This window comes from Psychrosphaera haliotis, from assembly GCF_039523615.1.
Lineage (GTDB): Bacteria > Pseudomonadota > Gammaproteobacteria > Enterobacterales > Alteromonadaceae > Psychrosphaera > Psychrosphaera haliotis.
This window is the reverse complement of sequence record NZ_BAAAFQ010000004.1, coordinates 462,184-487,922: the sequence shown is the minus strand read 5'-3', so window position 1 is coordinate 487,922 and position 25,739 is coordinate 462,184. Positions and strand designations below refer to the sequence as shown.

At 39.1% G+C, this 25,739-nt stretch carries 17 protein-coding genes; 9 read left to right on the top strand and 8 right to left on the bottom strand.

Annotation, left to right across the window (positions count from 1 at the left end):
• Window positions 1-165: 165 nt before the first annotated feature.
• Together ABD009_RS04745 and ABD009_RS04740 are read left to right on the top strand one after the other, a co-directional pair.
• Entirely contained in the window at window positions 166-1,494 is a 1,329-nt protein-coding gene (locus ABD009_RS04745) for a DUF2254 domain-containing protein (protein WP_343823145.1), read from the top strand.
• 2 nt (window positions 1,495-1,496) lie between these two features.
• The gene (locus tag ABD009_RS04740) at window positions 1,497-2,558 is read left to right on the top strand and encodes an endonuclease/exonuclease/phosphatase family protein (protein ID WP_343823143.1); all 1,062 of its coding nucleotides are present in this window, start codon (window positions 1,497-1,499) and stop codon (window positions 2,556-2,558) included.
• Window positions 2,559-2,586: 28 nt separating this feature from the next.
• Here ABD009_RS04740 and ABD009_RS04735 read toward each other — a convergent pair whose 3' ends face one another.
• From ABD009_RS04735 to ABD009_RS04725, 3 genes are all read right to left on the bottom strand, one after another.
• Window positions 2,587-3,630 carry a CNNM domain-containing protein gene (locus tag ABD009_RS04735; RefSeq protein ID WP_155695632.1) on the bottom strand — a complete coding sequence of 348 codons (1,044 nt, stop codon included), beginning with the start codon at window positions 3,628-3,630 and terminating at the stop codon, window positions 2,587-2,589.
• Window positions 3,631-3,744: 114 nt separating this feature from the next.
• Window positions 3,745-6,408: an ATP-binding protein gene (locus ABD009_RS04730; RefSeq protein ID WP_343823140.1), complete on the bottom strand. Its 2,664-nt coding sequence runs from the start codon at window positions 6,406-6,408 to the stop codon at window positions 3,745-3,747.
• A gap of 11 nt (window positions 6,409-6,419) precedes the next feature.
• Window positions 6,420-7,691: an ABC transporter substrate-binding protein gene (locus ABD009_RS04725; RefSeq protein ID WP_343823138.1), complete on the bottom strand. Its 1,272-nt coding sequence runs from the start codon at window positions 7,689-7,691 to the stop codon at window positions 6,420-6,422.
• Window positions 7,692-7,952: 261 nt separating this feature from the next.
• On the opposite strand from ABD009_RS04725, the gene ABD009_RS04720 reads away from it, so the two are divergent.
• The 5 genes from ABD009_RS04720 to ABD009_RS04700 all read left to right on the top strand — a co-directional run bounded on the left by ABD009_RS04720 (window position 7,953) and on the right by ABD009_RS04700 (window position 16,951).
• On the top strand, window positions 7,953-9,413 hold the full coding sequence (locus ABD009_RS04720) for a TolC family protein (RefSeq protein ID WP_343823136.1): 1,461 nt from the start codon (window positions 7,953-7,955) through the stop codon (window positions 9,411-9,413).
• On the top strand, window positions 9,406-10,665 hold the full coding sequence (locus tag ABD009_RS04715) for an efflux RND transporter periplasmic adaptor subunit (protein WP_343823134.1): 1,260 nt from the start codon (window positions 9,406-9,408) through the stop codon (window positions 10,663-10,665). The genes ABD009_RS04720 and ABD009_RS04715 overlap by 8 nt, the downstream gene beginning before the upstream one ends.
• A gap of 2 nt (window positions 10,666-10,667) precedes the next feature.
• On the top strand, window positions 10,668-13,757 hold the full coding sequence (locus tag ABD009_RS04710; RefSeq protein ID WP_343823132.1) for an efflux RND transporter permease subunit: 3,090 nt from the start codon (window positions 10,668-10,670) through the stop codon (window positions 13,755-13,757).
• A gap of 149 nt (window positions 13,758-13,906) precedes the next feature.
• Window positions 13,907-15,826, top strand: coding sequence for a methyl-accepting chemotaxis protein (locus tag ABD009_RS04705; RefSeq protein ID WP_343823131.1), 1,920 nt, complete (start codon window positions 13,907-13,909; stop codon window positions 15,824-15,826).
• Window positions 15,827-16,027: 201 nt separating this feature from the next.
• Entirely contained in the window at window positions 16,028-16,951 is a 924-nt protein-coding gene (locus ABD009_RS04700) for a mechanosensitive ion channel family protein (protein WP_343823129.1), read from the top strand.
• On the opposite strand, the gene ABD009_RS04695 is transcribed toward ABD009_RS04700, so the two are convergent.
• Window positions 16,948-17,610, bottom strand: coding sequence for a heme oxygenase-like domain-containing protein (locus tag ABD009_RS04695; protein ID WP_343823127.1), 663 nt, complete (start codon window positions 17,608-17,610; stop codon window positions 16,948-16,950). The genes ABD009_RS04700 and ABD009_RS04695 overlap by 4 nt on opposite strands.
• A 137-nt stretch (window positions 17,611-17,747) precedes the next feature.
• Between ABD009_RS04695 and ABD009_RS04690 the strand changes: the two genes are divergently transcribed.
• A complete protein-coding gene (locus ABD009_RS04690) occupies window positions 17,748-18,125 on the top strand; it encodes a MerC domain-containing protein (RefSeq protein WP_155695623.1) in 378 nt (125 codons plus the stop codon).
• 26 nt (window positions 18,126-18,151) lie between these two features.
• Here the strand turns inward: ABD009_RS04690 and ABD009_RS04685 are convergent, their stop codons facing one another.
• Both ABD009_RS04685 and ABD009_RS04680 read right to left on the bottom strand, forming a co-directional pair.
• Entirely contained in the window at window positions 18,152-18,658 is a 507-nt protein-coding gene (locus ABD009_RS04685) for a DUF6702 family protein (RefSeq protein ID WP_343823124.1), read from the bottom strand.
• A 92-nt stretch (window positions 18,659-18,750) separates the two neighbouring features.
• The gene (locus ABD009_RS04680; RefSeq protein ID WP_343823121.1) at window positions 18,751-21,240 is read right to left on the bottom strand and encodes a M1 family metallopeptidase; all 2,490 of its coding nucleotides are present in this window, start codon (window positions 21,238-21,240) and stop codon (window positions 18,751-18,753) included.
• 279 nt (window positions 21,241-21,519) lie between these two features.
• On the opposite strand from ABD009_RS04680, the gene ABD009_RS04675 reads away from it, so the two are divergent.
• Window positions 21,520-23,019: an Hsp70 family protein gene (locus ABD009_RS04675; protein ID WP_343823119.1), complete on the top strand. Its 1,500-nt coding sequence runs from the start codon at window positions 21,520-21,522 to the stop codon at window positions 23,017-23,019.
• 109 nt (window positions 23,020-23,128) lie between these two features.
• On the opposite strand, the gene ABD009_RS04670 is transcribed toward ABD009_RS04675, so the two are convergent.
• Entirely contained in the window at window positions 23,129-24,328 is a 1,200-nt protein-coding gene (locus ABD009_RS04670; RefSeq protein WP_343823116.1) for a serine hydrolase domain-containing protein, read from the bottom strand.
• Between the two features lie 54 nt (window positions 24,329-24,382).
• Entirely contained in the window at window positions 24,383-25,735 is a 1,353-nt protein-coding gene (gene xseA / locus ABD009_RS04665) for an exodeoxyribonuclease VII large subunit (RefSeq protein WP_343823114.1), read from the bottom strand.
• Between the last annotated feature and the right edge of the window lie 4 nt (window positions 25,736-25,739).

The window sequence follows — 25,739 nt, the reverse complement described above, 5'->3', positions numbered from 1 at the left end:
AATTATTGAAGCACATGTGCTTAAATAGCCAAAGTTATTGATGTTATGGACTATGCTTTCTTTTTGTTAAGTGCCTGCCTGTTAGTTGTTAAATACTAATAGATACAATAGAGTGGCTGATGAGTTTCTAATTTAACGTAATGATTAAAAAGGAAAATAGGTAAAATGGAACAACAAATTAGCTTTTACATTAGGCGCTTAAAAGAGCGACTTTGGGTCAAGCCTCTTTTTAGTTGTGCACTTTCAATCCTTGCTATATTTTTCGCTAGGCTCGGTGATACTTACTTTTCAGACGCCGCGGTTATGGATATCAGTGTTGATACATTAAAAACACTATTTTCAATTATTTCAGCCAGTATGCTTGGTATGGCTGTGTTTGCTGTGGGGTCTATGCTGTCTGCCTATTCTTCCGTTAGCACGTCGGCTACACCTCATGCTTTTGATATTGTTATAACCGACGATGTGTCTCAATACGCGTTGTCCATATTTGTTGGTGCGTTCATTTTTAGTGTTATTGGCATTATTGCGTTAATGAATGGTTTATATGGTGACACTGGACGCTTTGTTATTTTTATTCTTACGCTTTTAGTCTTTGCTATTGTTATTTTAGGTTTTGTTCGGTGGGTAGATAACATCGCTAGACTTGGCACATTAGGCAAAACAATTTCAAAAGTAGAGGCAGTTACAGAAAAAGCGTTATCACGTCACTATGAGTTAATTGCTGGGACGTTAGATTTTGATGACGTAGAGGGCAAAACCAGCGAAATTTATTCAAGTGATATTGGTTATTTACAACAAATCAATATCGATCGGCTCCAAGCAACTGCAACAGAGTTTAATTTTAAGATAAAAGTAAACCAAGCGGTAGGCTCTCTAATCTTGCCAAATACTCCTATCGCTTTTATAAAAACAGATGATGGAAAGGAATTGGATGGCGATGTTGAGGCAAAGAAAAACGTCAAAGCTAAAATATTAAAAGATTTTATTATTGGCAAATGCCGTACCTTTGATGAAGATCCTCGATTTGGCTTTTTGGTGTTATCTGAAATAGCGAGTCGAGCGCTTTCACCCGCTGTTAACGATCCGGGTACTGCGATAGATATAATTAGTGTGCAATGCCGACTCATTACTCAATGGCTCGCTGGCGACAGATCCAATGATGATAAAGTGAATGGTTCTGACATTAATAGCTCTGAAGTCAAAAGCCCTGAGGCGAAAAACCAGAGAAGTTTCAATCGGGTCTCTTTGCCTCAATTAAGTTCAGAAGAGATTTTTCAGGATGCATTTAATGGTATAGCGCGTGATGGAGCCGCTAACATTGAGGTAATGTTACGTTTGCAAAAAATTTACCAAAGCTTAGCTGAAACCAATGAAGAATTAGCTGAATACTGTGATGTACACTCCAAAAAAGCGCTGGCGTACGCAAAAAAGGAATTGGTGCTAGAAGAAGACTACGAGCTATTAAAAGACAGCTATTTATCTAAGGAAGGCTAGCAATGGAATTAACCTTTACTATTTTAACAATTGTGGTTCTTTTGTTGAGTATTTTACCTATTTTTAATTGGTCTCATTGGACAGTAAGAAGTATGGACTTTCCCAGGTTACAACTTACTCTTATTTTTAGCTGTGTTTTTATTGGTCATTTATTGCTGTTAGGGCCGAACAAACCTGAATCAATAGTAAGATTGCTTGTTTTGTTTGCGTGTATCGTATGGCAATTATGGTGGGTTTTGCCCTTTAGCCCGTTTTGGAAAAAGGAAGTGCACTCATCCAATAGCAGAGAGGCGGCTGATACGATAAAAGTGATTACAGCTAATGTTCTGACAACGAACAGAGAGTCACAAAAACTCATTGATTTAGTCAGAGAGTATCAACCTGATATATTAGTTACGTTAGAGTCTGACCAATGGTGGCAGGATCAATTAGATTGTTTAGAGGATGAACTGCCTTTCACTGTTAAGTGCCCGCTAGATAACCTTTATGGAATGCACGTGTATTCAAAATTGGAGATCTTAGAGGGCAAACTTAACTATCTAGTACAAGAAGGCGTGCCATCAGTAAAAGCTAACATAAAGTTAAAAAGTGGCCGAATAGTTAAAGCTTATTTTTTACACCCAGCTCCGCCAAGCCCCACTGAAAATGAAGAATCTACTGAGCGAGATGCAGAGCTAGTTATAGTGGCGCGAGAAATAGCCAAGGACAACTCCCCAACAATCGTAACTGGTGATTTAAACGATGTAGCTTGGTCTAAAACAACGCGGCTATTTAGAAAAATTAGTGGTTTGTTAGACCCAAGAGTTGGAAGGGGGATGTTCAATACTTTTCATGCTAGTTATTGGTTTATGAGATGGCCGTTAGATCATATGTTTCACAGTGAACATTTTACTGTAAGCAACATAAAACGATTACCTAATATTGGTTCAGATCACTTTTCTCTATTTACTGAATTGCAGTTATCACCGGAGTCTAAATCTAATCAGGACGGCTTAGACTCAACAAAAGAAGATCGAGAATTCGCAAGTGAAGTTATCGATAAAGAAAAAGCCAAAAACGAATAACAGAGCGTTGATGGCTATAAAAAGGTCACTAACTCCCAGAAGTACTGGTAGTTTGCAATTCTGGTGGTTGCATACCTTTTAACAATCGGCCATAAATGTCAGCACCAGTAATGATTCGTTTAGTGTCAGACCAAATGAGCAAAACGTCACGTTCAATAACTCCATCAAAAGACTTATCTACTGATTCGCTCATTTTCATTTTAATGACGGCTTCACTGAGACTAGTTTTTTCATCGGTAATTATCACTGGTCTGTGACAATATAAATAAGGGTCAAACTGCTCATGTTCAAATAGGGCTGCTCGCAATAAACCATCAGCGTCGATTACAAGTAGAGGTTGATTATCCAAGTTGGTAAGAACAACCCAACGGTGTCCTGATTTATGCAAGCTTTTTAAAAACGGATCATCAGCACTCGGTTTTATGTCCGGTATAATTGGTAAATCCATTTTAGTTTTAAGAGCTAAAATGGAATCTGGGTCTATTAATTCACCTTCATCGGCGACCACAATTTTGTCGAGTTTGAAAAAATTTAACGCTCCAATCCCTTCAACATGGTTTATTTCTGTGTCTTCAGCTTCAACGTGCTTGCGAATGATACTGCTAAGCTCGCTCTCAGCGAGGTAGGTAATTCCCTCTTTACCCAACCAAACGTCAAGGATAATGGCCGTAGGCTTTGCAACGGGATAAAATAGTATTTGGTAAAAGCGGATAACTGGTGACAGCATACTCCCCATTTTTAGTGCGTTTCTAGAGAAGTATGCTTGCGGAATAATCTCACCAATAATAGTAATGGCAATAGTAGAAAATAAAAATGAACTGATACCAGCGAGTGCGGAGTCCGACAACAAGGTTAGTAATACATTGATCCCAACATTGCCCCACAAAATGGTTGTCAAAAGGAAGTTAGAGTCGCCTCTTAGCTTCAATATTTTTTGAGCGGATTTGTTACCTTTTGAAGACTCAACCTCTAATTGAAGTCGACTTAAGGAAAAAAACGCGAGGTTTAACCCTGAGAAAATGGCTGATTGAGAGATACAAAAGACAATACCAATCCATAAGAGAATATCCATTATTTTAAAGCCTTAATATAAAGTGATGATGACCAACTTAAAGCAGAAATAATGCTAAGTTAGTAAGTTGATTTTGACCGGATATTACAGGATAAAAGTAAAAACGCATTAAACTTAACTCTTATTTGTATAGTGTTCAGTCAAAAAATCAGAAAATTTGTCGACAGTGAGAGGCTTAGTTAAATAAAAATCTACACCGGCCTCATAAGCACGATCAAAGTCCTCTTTCATGGCATTTGCTGATAAACCGCAAATAAATAAGTTATTGTAGCCTTTTGCTCGTAGTTCTTTGACGGCTTGATAGCCATCCATAATAGGCATTTGCATGTCCATGAGTACAAAATCGTAGTGATTCTTATCTGCCGCGGTTAATGACTCTAAGCCATTCTCAGCAAGATCAAAGGTAAATCCATGATGTGTGAGCATATTGCCAGCAACCATTTGATTAACTTTGTTATCTTCAACAAGCAACACGTGGCCTTGATATAAGTCTTTTGAATCACTTTTGATTGGGGCTGTTTGCTCTTTGATCGTTCTTTTAGCAGTTAATGACAAGATGAATTGTTTAAATGATACAGGAGTAATAGGGTGGGTCAGCTTTGGTGCACTAAACTCTTTTGCCATCGAATTGACCAAATCTACACAATCACAGTTGCCGATAAAACCAAAAGGCGCAAGCTCAGTAATGAGTGGCTTAAGCTGCTTTTTAATCTCCTCTAAATTGGTCGATGAGGTTATTTCGAAAATTACGGGATTGGTGTCAACGTCACTAATATCCCCAACTGCTTTTGTATGACTGTCGTATGAAGTTGATAAATCTAAAGTTATGCCAGCTTGTTGCCAATATTTAATTGGTAGTAACAAAGACTCGGTATTCGAAATATAACCCAGTGCTAGGCCATTAAAGACGACTTCAGAGGTATTGTTTGTACTTTCTAATGGCAAGGTAACATTAAATGTACTGCCTTTATTTTGAACTGACTCGCAATGTACTTCTCCGTTCATAAGCTCTACAAGGTTTTTAACAATAGAAAGTCCTAATCCCGTTCCGCCAAACCTTCTACTGGTTGAGCCATCAGCTTGAGTAAATGAATCAAAAATATGTAAACAGGCCTCCGGTGGCATGCCTACACCAGTATCAATAACTCTGATTTGTAGTGGTTTTGACTCACCCTTTAAATACTCAACGTAAATATCGACACTGCCTTTTTCTGTAAATTTAATCGCGTTATTACAGATGTTTAATATGATTTGACCAATTCTTGTAGGATCCCCTTTTAGTCGAGAGGGCATGGATAAATCGATAAATGAACGGATGGCTAGACCCTTTTCTGCGGCCTTAGGTGATAATGATTGAATGAGTGAATCGATTACGTTTGAAGGGGAAAACTCAATCTCTTCAATGGATATTTTACCAGCCTCTATTTTTGAAAAGTCTAAAATATCGTTGATAACGCTCATCATAATGTCGCTGGAATAGCTAATTCGTTCGATATAAGTTTCTTGTGTGTTATTCAACGGCGTCAACTTTAGAAGGTCTACAAAGCCAATAATTCCGTTCATAGGCGTTCTAATCTCATGGCTCATGTTAGCCAAGAACATACTTTTTGCGTTTGTCGCCTGTTCGGCCTTTTGCTTTTCCAGTAGCAGGGCTTTGTTCATTTCTATTTGTTGCTTGTTTTGAACCTCTGACTGCTCTAAAAGACGAATGGTTTGTCGATTTTTCTCACTGAATACTTTAGCCGCCTTTGCTAATTCGCCAATTTCGTCTTTTTTATCAAGCTCTGGAATCGACAAGACTGCTTCACCAAATGCAAGTTTTCTAAATACCGTGGTAATACTTTGTATTGGGTTAACTACATTTCTTATAAAAAACGCTGCACTAGCTAATGATATTAGTATGGTTAAAATCAAAAAGAAGTTAATAAAGTTTGAGAATGCGGCGGTTTCTTGCTCTACGCTATTTTTATTACTTGCTACTTCTTCGCTTACTAAGTTACTCAACTCTTTTGTGATATACAGAAACTCATTAGCAGCACCCGACATAACGACGTTAACCAGGTAAGTATAACCTCGAGTTATTTGAGTTAACTGATTGAAGCTCTTTTTTATAGCACTCAAGCTGTCAATGAACTGCGCTTTTTGTGTTGACGTTAATTGGCCATTTCTAACGTCTGTTTCAAGTTGAGTGATGTGGTTTTTGAATAGCTTGATCAGATTAAAGTTTGGTGAGTTTATGTATTTTATAGCTGATAGTTTTACCTGTAATAAGTCAGTTTGAAGCTCTAGGCTATAACTCTTTTTATCATAAGTTAAAACTAACGCACCTAGTGTATCAAGCTCATTATTGATCCCGTTCTCAAAAAGCGCAGAGCGTTTTGCATAAGATTTTTCCACCTCTTGGAAATTTGTTTTGTATTCATTTAGGTGCTCTTTGAGCGCGATAATGAAATTATCGACGTTTGCTTGGTTTTGGTCAGAAAAACCGATATCGGCAAATTGATTGATATTCTCGTCGATAGAAGTGACTAATGAGTAGGTTCTGTCTAAAACAGACTTGCTGCCAGTTTCTTTATATATCAATACGTTTCGTTGTAAATCAATAAGCTCCTTTTCTAGCCTTGCTACAATCTGTACTTTTTGTATGGTGCTTTGTGCTAACCGTTGTTGATTTTCAAATACCGTAAAAGTCGATTTTGAAATAACAATTTCAATAACGAGTAGTGAAACTAAAGAGAATAAAACGAGTAACAACTGTGCTTTTAAAGATTTAAACATTAATGACTCGCTTAAGAATTAATAAATTCATACCACTTTTGTAGGCTGTAATCGTAGGAATCCATTACAGAGTTCCAAACCGCAACGTTGCTAAACCTTTTTTCGTAGCTTCCACCAGAACGTTGTTGGCCTTTTTTTACGGCTATATTTCCATCAGTCCCTAATAAGTTAGTTGTCGCTGCTTTACCTTGATACCAATAATCCCATTCATTTTGATTTAGGTATTTTGCTGATCGTTGTGGATTACTAATATAGTAGCCTTGTCGAGCAATAAAGGCGCCAGGCCAACCTGACAACCACCAGTTCATGTAGTCGTAAGCTGCATCTTTAACGCGTCCAGTTGTTGCTGAAGACAAACACATTACCCCATGCCAGCCTCTATAACCTTCTTTGGGGGCTGCATATCTAACAGGGATACCTTGGCCATTTAGTTGAGAAACCGCAGGGGAGAACATGCTTTGAATATTGACTCGACCTGACTTCATAAAATTCACAGACTCAGGCACAGAAGTCCAAAAACCGTTAAAATGATTTTGTCGTTTTAATTCGAATAAAATATCAAAAAGCTGATCTAATTCGGCGTTTGTAATAGCGCCGATATCATTAAAGCTCATCAAGCCCTGGCCCTGTGCTGCTAAGGCTAAGTCAAAAACGCCGATTGAGGGTGCATTAACGATACCTACTTTACCTTTGTTTTTATTGTCTAATAGCCAGCCCCAGCTTTCTGTTTCATAGGGCCTGCCAAGTTCAATATGGTCAGTGTTGTAACCAAATGAATCTACGTTATGAACGTATGGTAAAAAGCTTATATCGTTTGTGTGATTTGTTCCCAGCTCACCATTTTTTTGGACGTGGAGTATTTTAAAAGGTGCATCGCCAGCGCCTATGTTTGACGATGGATGAACCTTACCGGTTTTACACAAATCATTTATCTCATCAAAATGAAGAATTCTTTTTTTATCAATAGGCTGTATAGAACCAGATGCCCAAAGTACCCGTATACTATTTGACCATTGCTCGTAGAGGTCAAAGGAGGTTGGAGACATTGATGCTTTTTGTAAGACAGAGGCACTGCCTTTTGGTTCAAATACCAAATTAATGCCTAAGTCTTCCATCGCCTGTTTCCGTAATACTTCTTGCAGCGTGACGTGCGTACCGAGCACTCTTACAGTCGTTGTTGTTCTTGAGAAAACATAGGGCACCTTAGTGATCAACAAGCTAGATGCCGCGGCTTTTGTCAATAACTTCAATGTACTTCTTTTTGGCTTATTGACGTGGGGCATATAGTTAATCCATGATTTTGCTGAATTTATAAAGGTATTTTTAAGCTTAGCTCATAGTTTTTTAGGTGCAATTTTTTAGTCATGCTTTAAGTTACTTTATTAGTAGTAAAGCCAGAACTATTAATGCCGTTCAGCGAATTTAATTGGGGGTTAATCGAAAAGAATGTCAATTAACGTAAATTAGATTGATTCTAATTAACGTTATCTCGTATATAAGCTTTAATATTTAGTATTAACTTAATTTATTACAAAGGTAAGACGTTGAAAGGTAGCCAAACTAAACCCAAAGGAACGGTTCGTCATGTTCAGCTCAGTGCAATTACGGCACTATGCTTTTCATTGATGGCTTGCTCTTCAAATTATCAAATGTCTAATGACTTAAAAGAGCAACGTATAACAGGCAAGTCTCCAGAGCAGTGGACTCAGCAGCTTGTTTCTAACCCAGATGTGTTGCGTTCAAAAAGTGTCTTTGAAGAGCTTAATAATCCGCAATTAAAAGAGTTAGTTGAAAAAGCATTATTAAATAATTTATCGCTTCAACAACAAGCTTTTGACGTTAAGATCAAAGAGCAGTCATTAATCGCAACGGGTACTAACGTTTGGCCGTCGCTAAATGCAGAGTTTTCTGGTCAAAGAGGTGAATCTAGCTCTGCTGATTCGCCATCTACATCCTATACGGCGGGTTTGTCATTAAGATACGAATTGGATGTTTGGCAAAAACTATCTGATACAAATAAGCAAGAGAACCTACAATATATGGCTGAGCAAGCTTTTTATACTGAAGCAACTCAAGCACTAATCTCTAATGTGATTTTGTCTTGGTTAGACGTTATTGAAGCGAACCAATTATTAGAGCTCTATAAACAAAGAGTACAAAACTCTGAGCAAAGCTTATCTATTATAGACTCAGGCTATCAGCAAGGTCTGAATAGTGCGCTGGATGTTTATCTTGCTAGAAATGAGCTCAACAGTGAGCGTTCACGTTTGGCGCTTCAAGTGAGTAATAAAGCAACTGCAATTCGAGTTTTGGAAAGACTGATTGGTGAATACCCTTCTGCTTCTTTACTTATCAACGCTGATATTCCGGTATTTACTAATGATGTTGAGCTAGGTATCCCATCTGAGTTAATTAAAAATAAGCCTTCTTTGCAGGCTAGTTGGTATCAGTTAATGGCAACCGATGCAGCATTAGCATTTGCGCACAAAGAAAGGTTCCCAGACTTTGTATTAACAGGAACTCTTTCTGATAGTGCAAGCAAGTTATCTGATGTGTTTAGCACATCGGCGTTTGCTTGGGGTTTAGTCGGTAAAATTACAGCGCCTTTGTTTGACGCAGGACGCCTTAAAGCTAATGAGAAAGCAGCGGAGCTTAGACTTCAACAAGCTGAAAAAAGCTACATTGAAGACGTGTATGACTCATTTGAAGACATTGAAAATGCATTGTCATTACAAGTGAGTTTAGTAAAGCGTTATGCCACCACCTATGAAGCCATGGAAAACGCGATGGCGGCAGAGCAATTAGCATTTGAACAATATCAAAGTGGTCTTGTGACCTACACCACGGTTCTTGATGCACAAGGCCGTTCATTTGATGCACAAACTTCTCTAATCCAAATTAAGAAACAAAGAGCCACAAACAGAGTTCAACTTCAGCAGTTACTTGGGCATTCTTTTTCTAACTCAAATTCATTAAAGACTACGGACGACGGCAACAATGATTAACTTCAAAAAACTAATATTACCTGTTTCGGTGCTAGCGGGCACAGCAATTTTATACACATTTATTATGTCTAACCCGCCAGAAGCACAACGCCGTGGACCATCAAAAGCCTCACAGATGTCAGTTCAAGTTGAAAAGTTGCAGCCACAAGACTACCCGATTATTCTTGAAAGTTATGGCACTGTTCAGCCTAGAACACAAAGTGGCTTAGTGTCACAAGTTGGAGGCCAAATTACCTTTGTTAGTGATCAATTTAGAGAGGGTGGTTTTATAAAGCAAGGCGACGTTTTGGTGGTGGTTGATGACCGTGATTACGTGGCTGAGGTTAATATTGCAAAGGCTGGTTTGTTATCAGCACAACAAGCATTATTAGAAGAGCAAGCGCGAGTTGACCAAGCAGAAACTGACTGGAAACGTCTAGGCAATAATAAAAAGCCAAGTGACTTGGTACTAAGAAAGCCACAATTAGCGGCTGCTAAAGCAAATGTATTATCAGCGGAAGCGCAACTTCAAAAAGCTCAGCTTTCATTAGAGCGAACTAAAATTACAGCGCCATATGACGGTCGTATTTTGACTAAGCTGGTGGATTTTGGTCAGGTTATTTCTGGTAATACTAAAGTCGCGGATATTTATGCGACCGATTATGTAGAAATTAGATTGCCAATTAAGAATAAAGACTTAGCACTAATGACCCTGCCAGAAGAGTTTTCCGACGACAATAGCAGTGTAATTAACGCCAAAGAAATACTGTTTAAGTCTGATTTAGTGGGTGACCAAAAGTGGTTAGGCAAAGCGATTAGAACAGAAGGTGCGATTGATGAAAGTTCTCAACAACTTTATATCGTGGGCCAAATTGATGAGCCATTTGCTAAAGCTGCTCATAGTGCGAATCAGCACTCCGTACCTATTAAAATTGGCCAGTACGTAACGGCTGATATTCAAGGTAAAACAATTCCAAATACGATAGTTATTCCTAATAAAGCTATTTATCAAGGCAGTTATGTTTATGTAGTTGTTGACAATATGCTGCGCCGAACGGAAGTTACCGTGCGTTGGCAAAATGATGAAGATGCAATCATAGAGAACGGATTAAAGCCTGGGGACTTATTAGTTATCACGTCATTAGGACAGGTTAGCTCTGGAACAAGAGTGGCAATTGTTAATGAAAACGGCGATGCACAAACTGCTCCGGCGGGTGAGATTAAGCCTCGCGATAAACAAGGTAGAAAAAAGCCAAGAAGTGAAGGTGAATAATAATGATTGCATGGTTTGCTAGAAATGGCGTTGCTGCCAATTTATTAATGTTCTCAATTTTGTTTGCTGGCTTATTTAATTTAAGTTCGCAAATACCATTTGAAGTCTTTCCATCCTTTGAAACTGATCGCATAAGCATTAGTGTCACATTAAGAGGTGCAACACCTGAAGATACAGAGCAAGGTATTGCCATCCGTATCGAAGAAGCAGTGCAAGACTTAGAAGGTATAGAGCAAATTACCAGTCGTTCTACTGAAGGCTCAGCGTCAGTGACGGTGGAAGTTGAAAGTGGTTATGATGCTCGTGAAATGTTAGCCGACATAAAGAGTCGGGTTGATGCAATTAATACCTTTCCGAGTGATGCTGAAAAGCCTGTTATTGCGTTAGCGCAGAGAAAAAGAGAAGTTATAGCGGTAGCGTTATCAAGCATTTATGGTGAGAAAGAACTGCATGAGTATGCAGAACAAATTCGTGATGATTTATTAAAAATTCAAGGTGTAACTCAAATTGATTTGAGTGGCGTCAGAGATTACGAAATTGCAGTGGAAATTTCCACTGATAAGCTTCGCCAATACAATCTATCACTAGCTCAAGTTTCAAGCGCTATTTCAAAATCAAGTGTTGATGTATCTGCAGGTACGTTAAAAACCACCGGTGGCGATATTCTGCTGCGCTCAAAAGGTCAGGCTTACCGCCAGGATGAGTTTGCTCGAATTCCGGTCAAAACTAATGCTGATGGCACTATTATTCGTCTTTCAGACATTGCAGATGTTTTGGATGACTTTGAAGAAACGCCAATTAGAACTCGTTTTAATGGTAACCAAGCCGCGTTTTTAGATGTTTACAGAATTGGCCAACAGAGTGCTATTGAAGTTGCTGACAAAGTAAAAGACTACATTGTTACTAAGCAACTTTCTTTACCTTATGGTTACGAACTGAGTTATTGGGATGACGATTCACAAATTGTTAAAAATCGTATATCCACGTTAACGACCAGTGCGTTGCAAGGTGGCTTCTTAGTTCTATTATTACTAACACTATTCTTACGTCCTGCTATCGCTTTTTGGGTGTTTATCGGTATTCCAGTTTCGTTTATGGGAGCCTTTATTGTTATGCCTTGGTTTGGCGTTACATTAAATGTTATGAGCCTATTTGGGTTCATTTTGGTGTTAGGTATTGTTGTTGATGATGCCATCGTTACCGGTGAGAATATTTATACTCACTTACGAAAAGCGGATTCTGGAGAAGATGCCGTTATAAGAGGTACTCAAGAAGTAGCGACTCCTGTGACGTTTGGTATTTTAACAACTGTCGCCGCCTTTTTACCTTTGGCCTTTATTGAAGGTGCCAGAGGTGCGCTATTTGCGCAGATCCCTGTTATTGTAATTCCAATTTTGTTGATGTCATTAGTTGAGTCTAAATTTGTTTTACCCTCGCATTTAAAAAACCTAAAACTTCGCCATGAAAAAGGTGAAATTAGCAAGCTCGAAGCTTTCCAGCATCGCTTTGCTGATGGTTTTGAACACCTGATTTTGCGCTATTACCAACCGTTATTAAAAGTGGCGGTTCGAAATAAGTTTGCCACTGTTAGTATGTTCTTATCGGTATTTTTAGTGATTTTAGCGCTGATTATGAGTGGCTGGACTAAGTTTATTTTCTTCCCTCGCATTCCAAGCGAAACGGTGAGAGTAAACATTTCAATGCCTGCGGGCACGCCATTTGAAGTAACTAATAAGTTTGTAATAAAAATGGCAGATAAAGCGCGAGTTTTACAAGAAAAGTATGTTGATGAAGATACTGACAAAAGTGTCATTATAAACATACTTGCCACTACTGGTGGTCGCGGTGGCGTTTCAAATCAAGGTGGTGTGCGATTTGAGATAATCCCTCCTGAGCAAAGAACGTCGACTATAAGTGCAAATGATTTGGCCAGAGAGTGGCGAAAACTGATTGGCCCAATTCCAGGTGCAGAAAGCGTTACATTCAGATCTGAAATTGGTCGTACGTCGAGTCCTATTGATGTGCAATTATCAGGTACTTCGCTGAATACGTTGAAAGAAGTGGCTGATTTAGTGAAGCAACGTTTAGCAACATATCCTACGGTTTTTGATATTGCGGATTCTTTATCAGATGGTAAGCAGGAATTGCAAATTGAGCTGACTCAGCAGGGCGTTGCGCTTGGACTGACGAGAATGGAAGTATCAAATCAAATTAGAAATGCCTTTTTTGGTGCGCAAGTTCAGCGTGTTCAAAGAGGTCGAGATGATGTGAGAGTTATGGTGAGATTGCCTTTATCAGAACGTAATTCTGTGGCACAGCTGCAGGATATCCTGATATCGACTCCATCTGGCGGCACTGTACCGTTTGCTCACATTGCGACGATAAATGCAGGACAAAGCCCGTCAGCTATTTATCGAATTGACCGTTTTAGAACAGTGAATGTGACTGGCGATATTGATAAAAGTAATACCAATATGACGGTACTTCAGGCTGATTTAAAAGTTTACCTTGATGAGTTGGTTTCACAGTACCCTGGTATTTCGCACTCATTAGAAGGCGAAGCAAAGGAGCAACGTGAATCATTTAGTTCGTTAGGTTGGGCATTAGTGTTTGTATTCTTTATTATTTATGCTTTGTTAGCGATACCGTTTAAGTCTTACTTACAGCCTCTAATTGTTATGAGTATTATTCCTTTCGGTATGATCGGGGCGGTTATGGGCCATTGGATAATGGGCATGGAATTAACCATTATGAGTTTGCTAGGGATGCTGGCTCTCATAGGGGTTGTAGTAAATGACTCGCTCGTTCTGGTTGACTATATTAATAAACGCAGAGCTGAAGGGTTTGCCTTAATGGACGCGGTATTAACGGCGGGTGCTTCTCGATTTAGACCGGTTATGTTAACGAGTTTAACAACATTTATAGGCTTGATGCCGTTATTGTTTGAAAAGTCGACGCAGGCGCAGTTCTTAATCCCGATGGCAGTCTCGTTAGGGTTTGGTATTTTATTCGCAACGTTCATCACTTTGCTTTTAGTACCGGTTAATTACCTTTTAGTAGCTAAAGTTCAGGATTGGTTTGCAAAAGACTAAAACCTCCATGAAATCTGAAACATAAATAGAAAAAGCAGGCTAATTAGCCTGTTTTTTTTTACCTTTACTATACTGAAACCCATCTTAGAAAAAGCAAAAGGCTTTTATCTTTAATCACGTTAATTCGGTTTAGTAAAAGTAGGACTAAAATGACTATTCAAAAGAAGTTTCTTATCGCACTAGTGGCTTTTATTCTCGTATTCTTAGTTATCAGAACCTCAGTGATTTGGTTTGAAACCAAACGTTTGGTTCATGATCAAGTTGTAAAGGAACAGCAGTTGATGATCGATAAAGTATCGTCGCTTCTAAATGTTACTAACGAAATAATGTCTGAGCGAGTAATTAGTAGTCTTAGTCTTCTCAAACACAGAGCTTCTGCTTTAGGAGAGCCAAAGTTAGGCCAAAGCGTTTCAGTGAACGGAACAGCGGCCAATAATATTATGATTGGAGATTATGGAGTTGCTAACAATTTTACTTTAGTAGATCGCCTCACAGACGTTATGGGCGGCACGGCGACAATATTTTCGAGAAAAGGTGAAGACTTCATTAGGATCAGTACTAATGTTATGAAAGAAGGAAAGCGCGCCATAGGCACTAAACTATCTCCGTCAGGAAAAGCGATGGCGGCGATTAAACAAAAAAAGGCTTATTTTGGCCAGGTAGATATACTAGGAAAACCTTATTTGACGGCCTATGATCCAATCATAGATGCCAATGGAGAGGTAATAGGAATTTGGTATGTTGGTTATTCAGCCAACTTAAATGTTCTTGCCGAGCAAATTTCAAAAGCGCGACTTCTGGAAAATGGATTTGTGGCCTTACGAGATGGCAAAAAACAACTCAGGCAACACTCCACACATTTAACGCCTACAGATATTGAGACCTCTTTGGTCCAGGGCAATCAATTTGACCTGAATGTGGTTAGCTATGAACCTTGGGGCTATGAGATTGTACTAGGCATTAATAACTCAGATGTTCAAAGCCTTGTATTTAAATCGATTCTGATTGGCGTGCTTAAGCTGCTATTTACTATGTCTCTGTTCGGCATACTTGTGTTCATTTTGTTAAAAAAATTAATATTAAAACCAATAATCCAACAAACCGAAACTATCCAAGAATTAACTAAAGGGGACGGGGATTTAACAGTACGAATAGGCTCTACCCGAAAAGATGAAATTGGCGAGATGGCGCGTTCTTTTGACGGTCTACTTGATAAAATGCATTTCACAATAAAAAATGTGAAAGACAAAACTAATTTACTTTTAAATTCTGTTGCTGAAGTATCCGACTTAGCTAATTACATGACTAGAGAGCAAGCTGAGCAGCATCAAAAGGCTGACTTGTTAGCATCCGCTATAGAGGAGTTCCGCGCAACCGCAAGCATGGTTGCATCAAATACTGACAATGCGAATAGCGTGTCTCAAGGCGTTTATGAAGAAGCTAAGACTGGCTCAACAACCCTTAAAGACACCACTGACAGAATTAAAATGCAGTCAGAGAGTATTGCGGAGTCTGAAACAGTTATTGAAGAGCTTGCTAAAGATAGCGAGTCCATATCTACGGTGCTCGATGTTATAAGAAACATTGCAGAGCAAACAAACCTTCTTGCATTAAATGCCGCAATTGAAGCTGCTCGTGCTGGTGAGCAAGGTCGAGGGTTTGCAGTTGTAGCTGATGAAGTTAGATCGTTAGCAAGTCGTACCCAATCTTCAACAGAAGAAATTAACTCGATGATTGAAAAGTTACAAAGACAAAGCGAACGAGCGACAGAAATAATATTTAAAAATAGAGAAGAAGCGCAACAAAATGTTGGTCACACTGAACAAGCTAATCTCGCCTTTATGAATGTGCTTAGTGCAATGCAACAAATTAATCAGTTGAATGATGAAGTATCCAGAGCCGCGAATGAGCAATCGCAGGTTTCACAAGCAATAGCGGAAGATGTCAGTATTGTGTTTGAGGCAAGCACTAGAAATAGTGAAAGGGCAGAACAAGCCAAAGTAGCCGCTGCAAAACTAAAAGAACTTGGCACTGAAGTAGGGAATGTTTTGGATGAATTTAAAGTATGAAGATCTTACATACTTAAAGTAGGAATTACTTAAGTGTTATTCAATAAAGCCAACTTTTTATGTTGGCTTTTTATTTGTCGAAGTCAGAAAACGCTATGCTAGGCGGTCATTTACGTTAGTTTTTGGGTTGTGGCCACTTGTTTTTGTTTGCTGGCATAACAATTGCGATTAAGGGTTAAGGTTTAACTTTAGGAACACACCATGACTTTAAAAGATTTAGCACCATATTACGGATTAATAGAAGAAAAACTTACAACTTGGTTAGAGATTTCAATTAAACATCTACCTAACTTTGTTGTTGCATTATTTATAGTTTTATTTTTCTCATTACTGTCTCGCGTTTTAAGTAAAACACTGAGGTCAGTATTGCACAAAGCGCTTGAGTCTAGACAGATTGCGGACTTACTAGCATCAATATTTAAAATCATAGTGATGACAGTTGGTATTTTTGTCGCGTTGGATTTTATCGGCTTGTCAGGTACCGTTAAGTCACTATTAGCCGGTGCGGGTATTGTCGGTCTTGCTATTGGTTTTGCGTTTCAAGACATGACTGAAAATTTGATAGCTGGTATTGCTATGGGCATAAGAAAACCATTTCAAATTGGCGATGTAATTAAAGCTGATGATGTATTTGGTACCGTAAAAGTGATTAATCTGCGCAATACGTTAGTTGAGAACTTTTATGGTCAGCTAGACATAGTGCCAAATAAGGTGCTGTTCAGAAACACACTAACAAATTTTAACTCCACCGGAGAACGAAGAGTAGAAGTGCCTGTCGGTATCTCTTATGCCGATGACATAGAAAAAGCAGCAGATGTTTTAGTTGAAGCTATTAACAAAAAAGACTTTGTAAAAAATAAAGATGAAACCGCTGTCTATGCTGAAAGTTTTGGCGATAGTTCTATTAATTTATTAGTATGGGCATGGATAGACTATCCCGGTCATGTTGGTTTTATGCAGGCAAGGCATGAGCTAGTTGTTGTTATTAATAAAACGCTAAGCGATAACGACATCCTAATTCCATTCCCAATAAGAACGCTGGATTTTGGCATTAAAGGCGGCGAAAAGTTAAATACTATGCTGACTAAGAATGAGCCGAAAAGTGGTTCTGCTAATACGAATTAAACGCCGGATGGTCTTCCGGCCATATTCTCAGAAATTAATATAAATGTTTCTTGAGCGCAGTGTACTAGCTCCGACCTTTCAATATGCTCTATTGGTAAAGAGTTAATTGTGGTTGATGTTCTTAACCAGTCAGCATCAACTTCGATTAACTTTCTCCAAAATGCCATTGAGAGGTTATATTCGTACCCTAAAGTGTGCTCAATTTTGGGCAGTACCATCACCGCGGTCTGAGAGAAGCAGTCGAGTGCATATCGAATCCCCCAATACTTTTCTAAAATGGAACCTTCACCCATGACTAAATATTTAGGCTGAGGAATGGGTAGCTTAAGTTGTAGTTTATTGGCGATATCCGATAATTCAAATTCTAACGAAGGTAACCGAGTTTTATAGGGGGCGGCGTGCACTAAATCGATCTTTGATTCAAAATTTAAAACCCGCTTTTCAACTTGAGCATACGACGCGTAAAACTTGCACATGATGTTAAAATATTGAGACAAGCTAAGTTTGCTAGAGAGTATTTGTGTTAGTACTACCGCTTGATCTAACTGCTCTTGCAACACTCGAGTTTTGATTTTTAAGACATTTATATTGTCATCTAAAAATGGCTGTAATGTTGGGTTAAATGACCCACTTTGCATCATCAAATTACTTGTTGCCATGATAAAAAACCTAGCAGGAAAGACTCCTTTAATTGTAGTCTAAATTTACAAAACTGAAGAAATGATCAAATAAAAACTGGCCGAAAAAATAGGGATGTTATATTATATCACTCAGTTATTTTTGAGAGGTGCATTAAATGAGAGATATTTTAGGAGCGTGGTTGTCAGTTCTGTGTGTTTTGCACTGTTCTTTGCCGATCCTTTTACTGTCGTTTGGGGCAAATTTTGGCTTACATGAATTTTTAGAATCTATTCACGATGAATGGCTGCATGCGGTATTAATTACTCCAATTGTTTTAATATTGGGTGTTAGCTTACCAAAAGCTTATATGTCGCATCGTAATCCGGTACCTGCATATTTGGCAGCACTTGGCGTGTTTACGCTTACCGTTGGTGTTTTAAGTGGCCACCTCGTAGAAACTATCCTAACGGTAGTTGGAAGCACACTAGTAATAAGTGCTCACCTAATTAATCGCAAGTCTTTAAAAAGCCATGTAGAAGCAGTAATGAGCTAGCTTAAGCTAGCTCTATCTTATAACTCTTAATTTACCAATTCAGGTAACTCAATCCTCTTCCAAGTTTCAGAACCCTCAAAGTGTAAACTGGTTGCTGGTCCTCTTCCTTCAATATTTACGATATTAAACTGTTCATCCCAAATCTCCCTTAGAGAGTCCTGACGAACAGCAAGTCCTTTTAAGCGCTTCGGCATTTTAATCTCTTGGTAAACCCAAAAGTAACCAGCATCATTCTGGTATCCTACTAAGCTGAGCGGCAGTGCTTCGTTTTGGCTATTACGCAACTCAAACTTTTCCTCAACATAGGCAGCAAACTTAGCCTGTGTCATGTCATCTGCAATGATGTCTGCCTTAGCATCAAATAACTGCCAAGCAGCTTCTTCAGCATCGTGCAGCATAAAGCGGTGCATGACTTCAATATGATTTGTTCTTTCATTGAATAATACGATAGTAAATGCTGATTTCATTTTATGTGCATTTACCGGCAAGGCTGAAAACAACAGCACCATTACCATAGTGATAACTCTAAACAACGTAACTCTCCAAAAAAAATGCCCGAACAGTTCGGGCATTTATTGTAACCTTATATCACTCCGCGTAAAGCGGGCTTTATAATGTTTTTAAATTAAGCTTCTGTCTCAGATTCAGACTCTTTTTTCTTTTTGTCTTTATCTTCGTCAGTTTTTAATTTTGTTTTAATATCTTGCATGATGTCACGGCTTGCACCCGTTGCGCTGCGCTTAGATTTATAAGCTTCAACACGTGAAGGGATGATACGACGTGGGTACATGTTGTTTTCGTTGTTTACATCTGCAGTATCCCAAGTAGGGTCAACTACAACACCAACAAGCTCTTTTTCTTTGTCAGTAACAACTAGCTTTTTAACATGCTTAGGAGAACGTCTCCAAATTTCAGCAGGAATATAACGATCTTCTTTAGTACCGTCAGCATATTCTAGTTGAAGAAGAATTGGCATAACCAAACCACCTAGGTTATTAAACTCAATAACGTAGTAGTTTTTGTCTTCTGCAACTGCACGTTCAAATACACGTTTTTCCCATGGCTTAAGACCTTTAAGGAAGCTGTTGTATTTGTTGCGTTCTTTATTCGTTACTGTGAAACGATCGTTTTCGTCGTAGAAATCAGAAACATCTGGGTTAGACTCAAGCCACGTTTTCATGCCAGCTTCTTGATTCTTTTTAAGAAACAATGCTTGAGGCTTGTCATTTTCGATATCACGCATACGAGCCATATCGATGTCTGGGTTTTTAGTATCCATACGTAGTTTGTAAACACCATCAACAGAGATATCTACATGGTCTGTTGTGTAGAACCAACCAGTCCAGAACCAATCTAAATCAACGCCTGATGCTTCTTCCATAGTGCGGAAGAAATCCGATGGAGTAGGACGCTTATATTTCCAACGTTGAGAGTACTCTTTAAATGCATAGTCAAATAACTCACGACCTAAAACAACTTCACGAAGAATGTTTAAAGCAGCAGCAGGTTTTGAGTAAGCATTTGGACCTAAACGAAGTACGCTATCAGATTGAGTCATGATAGGAACTTGAACGTTACTCTTCATGTAGCTAGTGATGTAACGAGGCTCAACACCCCAAGGAATTGTTGGATCCCACTCACGACATGCTACAGCGTCTAGGAAGCTGTTAAGACCTTCGTCCATCCAAGTCCATTGGCGCTCATCTGAGTTAACAACCATTGGGAAGTAAATGTGACCAATTTCGTGGATAACAACACCAATTAAGAAACGTTTTTCTGCTTGAGTATAAGTACGAGAACCGTCGTCTTGAAGTTTAGTACGTGGGCCATTGAAGGTAATCATTGGGTATTCCATGCCGCCAACTGGGCCATTTACTGACTGAGCTGTTGGGTATGGGTAGTCAAAAGAGAATCTTGAGTAAACTTCCATTGTGTGAACAATAGCTTCAGTAGAATACTTCTTCCAAAGGTCACCACCTTCTTTAGGGTAGAAAGACATCGCCATTACGAATGGTTGATCTTTACCGCCTTGGTCGTATCCTTTAGCGTCCCACATGAATTTACGAGAAGAAGCCCACGCGAAATCTCTCACGTTCTCTGCTTCAAAGCGCCATGTTTTAGACTTAGTTGTGCCTTCTTTTTCGTTTTCTAACGCTTCTTCAGCAGTTACAACAAAAACAGGACGTTTAGCATTTTTAGCTTCTTCTAGACGTTTACGTTGAGTGCTCGTTAATACGTCTCTTGGGTTATCTAAAACACCCGTTGAAGAAACGATGTGGTCAGCAGGAACCGTAATTTCTACTTCGTAGTCACCAAATTCAAGAGTGAATTCGCCGCGACCAATAAACTCTTTGTTGTGCCAACCTTCGTAGTCAGTAAACGCGTGTAAACGTGGGAACCACTGTGCTAGTAGGAAGATGTCATTACCACCTTCACGAGCGTCGTCAGGGAAGTGCTCATAACCAGCACGAGCAGACACAGCATCTTCTTCAACAATGTTAAAACCAAAGTCCATTTCGAACTCAACTGTTTTACCAGGTTTAAGAGGACGGTCTAAATCAATGCGAAGGTTAGTACCAACTACAGTAATTTTAAGAGGGCGATCTTTGCTATTTCTAACAGCAAGAACGTCATAGCCTAGCTCATTGTCAGCTAAGAATTGTTGACGACGTAATTCACCAAGGCTTAATCTTGCAGGCTTACCGTTGCCACCAGCTGAAGTCGCAGGACCACGACGACCAATACCAGCAAATGCAGTACCAGCTTCTGCGATTGAATCATCATGATATTTATTTTGTTCTAACTGCATCCACAAGTACTTTAAAGTATGTGGTGAGTTGTTTTTGTAGGTAATGTTTTGAGTCGCATCTAAACGACGTTTTTCTTCGTTTAGTTTTACTTTAATTTTGTAATCGACTTTTTGTTGCCAGTATTTTTCACCTGGTTCACCCGTTGCAGCACGATATACATTTGGTGTTGGAAGGATTTCTTCCATTTGACGGAACTTGTCTTCGAAGTCCCCTTTTGTTTGCTTAACGGCACTTGCAGACGCTGTCGCACTGACAGTGATTGCGAATGCTAAGGTCAACAAACGTCTAAAATTACGATTATTCATAATATTACCACGTTATCCTATTCATTTTGCTGGTTAAATTTGACGTAGAATCTGACGTTCTAATCGCCAAGATTAGCCGTTAAGACTAACAAAAAACATTATGAAAAAACACAGATTTAACCCTATAACTACGCCACTCATCGAAAAGACGCATACAGGCTTATGGACGTTGTATTTTGTAGAGCGTCGCAAATAATTAGTTTTATGAAAAAACGGGTGGTTTTTTTTTGCGACTTGGATAGAATCGCCTACTCATTTTTTTAAGGGGACATATTTTCCATGGTAACCATTGGCATCGATTATGGTACTTCAAACTCAGAAGTAGTTTGGTTCGACGGTAATCAACATCATTACATTGAACTAGATAAAGATTCTAAAACGCCATTTAAAATAAGATCTTCTGTATTCATTTATTACGAAGATGACTTACCGCTGCCTCCAGTGGAAGTGATTGAAGAAAAGGTTCAGCGTATTAAAGCCTCTATTTCTATGCAATTAGATAAGGCAAAGGACAAATACGAAGAGGCGACTACGCCAGCTGAACAACGCCGTCATTTAACACAAATTGACCAACTTCGTGGTGAGTTCCATAACACGCCTAAGTTGCAGCGTCGTGCTATTAACGAATTACTAAAGAATCAATCAGTAGACGACTTACCGCTCCATAAAATGGTTGAGACAGGAACCTTTCTGTTTGGTGAAGCAGGCTTTAAGCAGTATCTAAAAACACCAGAAAAAGGACGTTTAATTTATTCACCTAAAAACTTTTTGGGAGCGAATCTGCTGTCTGGTCAAAAAGATGCTTTTGTTGGGTTAATAGCTAAACAACTGGCATTCTTCAAAGAAGCTGCAGAAAAGCAATTAGGCCAGAAAGTAGGTGGTGTGGTTGTGGGACGCCCTGTGAAGTATCACGGAACTCGTGGTGAGCAAGGTAATCAGCAGGCCATTACAATAATGACCGCAGCAGCGGAACAGGCTGGTTTTGAAAAAATTGATTTCCTTGAAGAGCCAATCGCGGCGGCATATCGAATTGAACAACAATTAGATAGTGAAAAAGTAGCTTTAGTTGTAGATATAGGTGGTGGTACAACGGATATTTGTGTGATCCGTTTAGGTACGCAAAAGCAACAAGACTATGACCGTCAACAAGATGTGCTCTCTGTTACTGGAACACGTTTGGGTGGCATGGAATGCGACAAAAACTTGATCCTTAAATCTATTGCGACAGAAATGGGCTTGGGCACTGAAACAACAAACGGTATTCCTATTCCACCATTGTACTTCAACGATATGGTTGCAGTAGATGATATACCACGATTGAATAAGTTCTTTTCAGATGAGATGGGATTAGAAATTTCTCAAACTATCTCTGTTGCTAAAGAGCCTAAGAAACTAGACAAACTTTTAATTGTTCAAGAAGAAAAGTTATCAGCGCGATTAGTTAACTCCTCTAGGTTGGCAAAAGAAATGTTGTCTGAGAAAAGTCACATTGTATTGCCATTAAAGTATATTCAATCTGACTTCCAGGTAGAGTTAACAGAAGCCGATTTAAAACGCTCTATGTTGGCGTGGATGACGCGTGTTAAGGCATTGATTAAAGAGTGTTTGGACAAAACAGAAGTTCAACCTGAGATATTGTTTGTGACTGGCGGTATGAGTTTGTCACCAGTTGTACAACAGGAAATTAAAGCCATGTTACCTGATTTACCAACGGTGACTGCAGATGCATTTAAATCAATTTCTGAAGGCCTGAGTATTCAAGCATCAAGAATGAAGTAGCGATTGATTAACAGTTAAATTTGAATTAAATAGCCTTTAGGTAAGAGTGAAGTAACAAAGTTATGCCGCTCATACTGAAGGAATTTCAAACGATAGGGAAGGGCGCTACTTAGCGCCCTTTTTCTTTATCAATAGAAAGCTGAACCTGCTTAAAAAACTCTGCTTTTTTTGAGGCAAACTCTTCGTTAAGAGCGACTGGCCAATTGCCATTAACGGCAATAACTAAGTCTCTACTTGGGTCTATAAAGATCCCTTGACCATATATGCCTTTTGCTTGATAGCTACCGTCGTTGCTTGTCCACCATTGATAGCCATAACCATGGTCTTCATTTGTTGATACTTTCTTTTGAGTCGCGTTAACAATCCAGTTGTTAGGAACGATGGATTCATTATTTACCTTCGCACCTTTAAGAATAAATTGTCCAAATCTTAAAAAGTCTCTAGTAGTAGCCTGAATACAACAACCGCCAATTTCATTTCCAGAAGGCCCTAAAATCCACGATGCATTATGTTCAACACCAATTTTTGACCAAATTTTATCAGACAGATAATCAGCAAGGGGCATATCTATCGCTTTTTGTAAAAGCAAACCTATTAAATTCGTTTCTCCAGTACTGTATGCCCAATGAGTTCCAGCTTCATAAGCTCTTGGCAACTGACGCATATAACTAGCAATAGAGTTTACGCCTGGCTCCGGTTCGTGAAAGTTGAACTTAGAGACATCAGAGTTTGGATCGTTGTAATCTTCGTTCCATTTAATCCCAGAGGTCATGGTAATAAGTTGTTCAATAGTGACATTATCATACTCACTGCCTTTCATTGACGTTACGTAGTCGCTGACTTTGTCCTGAAGGCTATTGATATGACCATCTTTTAAGGCTGCGCCGATTAGAGTAGATGTAAAAGATTTAGCAACGGAAAAGCTAGTCCACTTTTTCTGCTGAGTTAGGCCAAGTGAATAACGCTCCAGCCTGACTTTTCCTTCGTGTAGAACAACGAGGCCTGCAACTCTGCTATCGGCAATATAACCTTCTATAATTTCGCTAGGAAGGGCAAGTGGCTGGCCAACGGGTAATTGGACTATGTTTTTAGGATCTGAGTTTATTGTGTTTTTACTAATAACAGGCAACACATCAAGAGATTGAAAACCAGCGTCACGTTGAGCTTGGGTCCAGAATAAGACATTAATGTCAGGTGGTGGGTTTAAAATTAAATATCGAACGCTTTTGTCTAAAGACATCCAAAATATGCCTAATATCAAGACTAAACCCGATAAAATCGAAAGTGTCCATTTCATAGATTTTTTCATACTGCTTTGCCATTCCTTTGCGTTTTTAATTTAAAGCCTGTCTAAATTAAATTATTAATCAGTTTGCCTAGTTATATTAGCGGTTAATTCGCCATTTGCGAGTCGAATTTTAACCAATTCACCGTCTTTTATTTGTGCTTGGTCTGAAATAACCTTGCCATCTTTGTTTGTGGTAATGCTATAGCCTCTCGTTAACGTAGCTAGAGGGCTAACGATGTTGAGCTTTTCAGTGGCTGAATTAAATTGATTCTGCTTTTTAATTAATCTGGCCTGCATCAATTTTGGCAATGCAGAGTTGGCATACTCAAGGCGCTGTTTTGCTGAGCTCAATGCATGCTTAGGAGACAAACTACTTAATCGCTCTCTATTAATGTTATCTCGCTGTTTTGCTGACTCTAGCTTTGACAGTATTGCTCGTTGCAAAGCCATTTGTAGTTCGTCATTTTTTTGTTGGGCAAGTTGCAACTGATAACTTGGGTGCAACAAAGATAAAGACCGCTTTAGTTGGTTTTGTTGATTTTTATTTGCCTGATGCTGATGTGCATAGGCTCTAATTAGTCTGCTATGAAGGTTTCGTACTTTGGTAACTAACTCACTATTGTCAGTAGAAACTATTTCTGCGGCAGCCGATGGTGTTGGTGCTCTTAAGTCGGCAACAAAATCTGATATGGATACATCTACTTCATGGCCAACGGCACTAATCACCGGAATAGCAGAGTTATAAATGGTATGAGCTAAACCTTCGTCATTAAAGCTCCAAAGGTCTTCTAGAGAACCACCGCCTCGGCCAACAATCAGCACGTCAACTTCCTGACGAACATTTGCAGTATTAATGGCCCACATTATATTGTCAGCAGCTTGTTTGCCTTGGACCATCGTAGGGTAAATAATGACTTCTGTTTGCGGTGAGCGACGCTGTAAAACCGTTAATATATCGTGCACGGCGGCACCAGTAGAACTTGTTACTAAACCAACGCGTTTGGGCTCTTTAGGGATCACTTGTTTTGAGTCTTGATCAAACAGGCCCATTTTCAATAAGTTGTTTTTTAACGCTTCAAACTCTTGTTTAAGCAGACCTTCACCTGCGGGCTCCATTAGCTCAACGATAAGTTGATAGTCACCTCGAGGTTCATAAAGGCTTAATCGACCACGAACCAATACTTGGGTGCCGTTTTCCACATTGGCTCTTACATTTCTGTTATTGCCTCTAAACATCGCACCTTTAATTTGAGCTTTGTTGTCTTTTAACGAGAAATACCAATGGCCACTGGTTGCTTTTACTAAATTTGAAATTTCACCACTGATCCAAACGTTTAAAAATTCAGCCTCAAGCAACATGCGAGCTTTCTGGTTAAGCTCGGATACCTGGTAGATTTTTTGTTGGTTAGACACGGTGGTAACAGTCACATTA

Bases quoted from the DNA above. Each gene is read 5' to 3' on its own strand.
- ABD009_RS04705 (WP_343823131.1), top strand. From the start codon at position 13,907: ATGACTATTCAAAAGAAGTTTCTTATCGCACTAGTGGCTTTTATTCTC.
- ABD009_RS04715 (WP_343823134.1), top strand. From the start codon at position 9,406: ATGATTAACTTCAAAAAACTAATATTACCTGTTTCGGTGCTAGCGGGC.
- ABD009_RS04725 (WP_343823138.1), bottom strand. From the start codon at position 7,691: ATGCCCCACGTCAATAAGCCAAAAAGAAGTACATTGAAGTTATTGACA.
- ABD009_RS04740 (WP_343823143.1), top strand. From the start codon at position 1,497: ATGGAATTAACCTTTACTATTTTAACAATTGTGGTTCTTTTGTTGAGT.
- ABD009_RS04680 (WP_343823121.1), bottom strand. From the start codon at position 21,240: ATGAATAATCGTAATTTTAGACGTTTGTTGACCTTAGCATTCGCAATC.
- ABD009_RS04700 (WP_343823129.1), top strand. From the start codon at position 16,028: ATGACTTTAAAAGATTTAGCACCATATTACGGATTAATAGAAGAAAAA.
- ABD009_RS04745 (WP_343823145.1), top strand. From the start codon at position 166: ATGGAACAACAAATTAGCTTTTACATTAGGCGCTTAAAAGAGCGACTT.
- ABD009_RS04735 (WP_155695632.1), bottom strand. From the start codon at position 3,630: ATGGATATTCTCTTATGGATTGGTATTGTCTTTTGTATCTCTCAATCA.
- ABD009_RS04670 (WP_343823116.1), bottom strand. From the start codon at position 24,328: ATGAAAAAATCTATGAAATGGACACTTTCGATTTTATCGGGTTTAGTC.
- ABD009_RS04695 (WP_343823127.1), bottom strand. From the start codon at position 17,610: ATGGCAACAAGTAATTTGATGATGCAAAGTGGGTCATTTAACCCAACA.
- ABD009_RS04690 (WP_155695623.1), top strand. From the start codon at position 17,748: ATGAGAGATATTTTAGGAGCGTGGTTGTCAGTTCTGTGTGTTTTGCAC.
- ABD009_RS04730 (WP_343823140.1), bottom strand. From the start codon at position 6,408: ATGTTTAAATCTTTAAAAGCACAGTTGTTACTCGTTTTATTCTCTTTA.
- ABD009_RS04675 (WP_343823119.1), top strand. From the start codon at position 21,520: ATGGTAACCATTGGCATCGATTATGGTACTTCAAACTCAGAAGTAGTT.
- ABD009_RS04710 (WP_343823132.1), top strand. From the start codon at position 10,668: ATGATTGCATGGTTTGCTAGAAATGGCGTTGCTGCCAATTTATTAATG.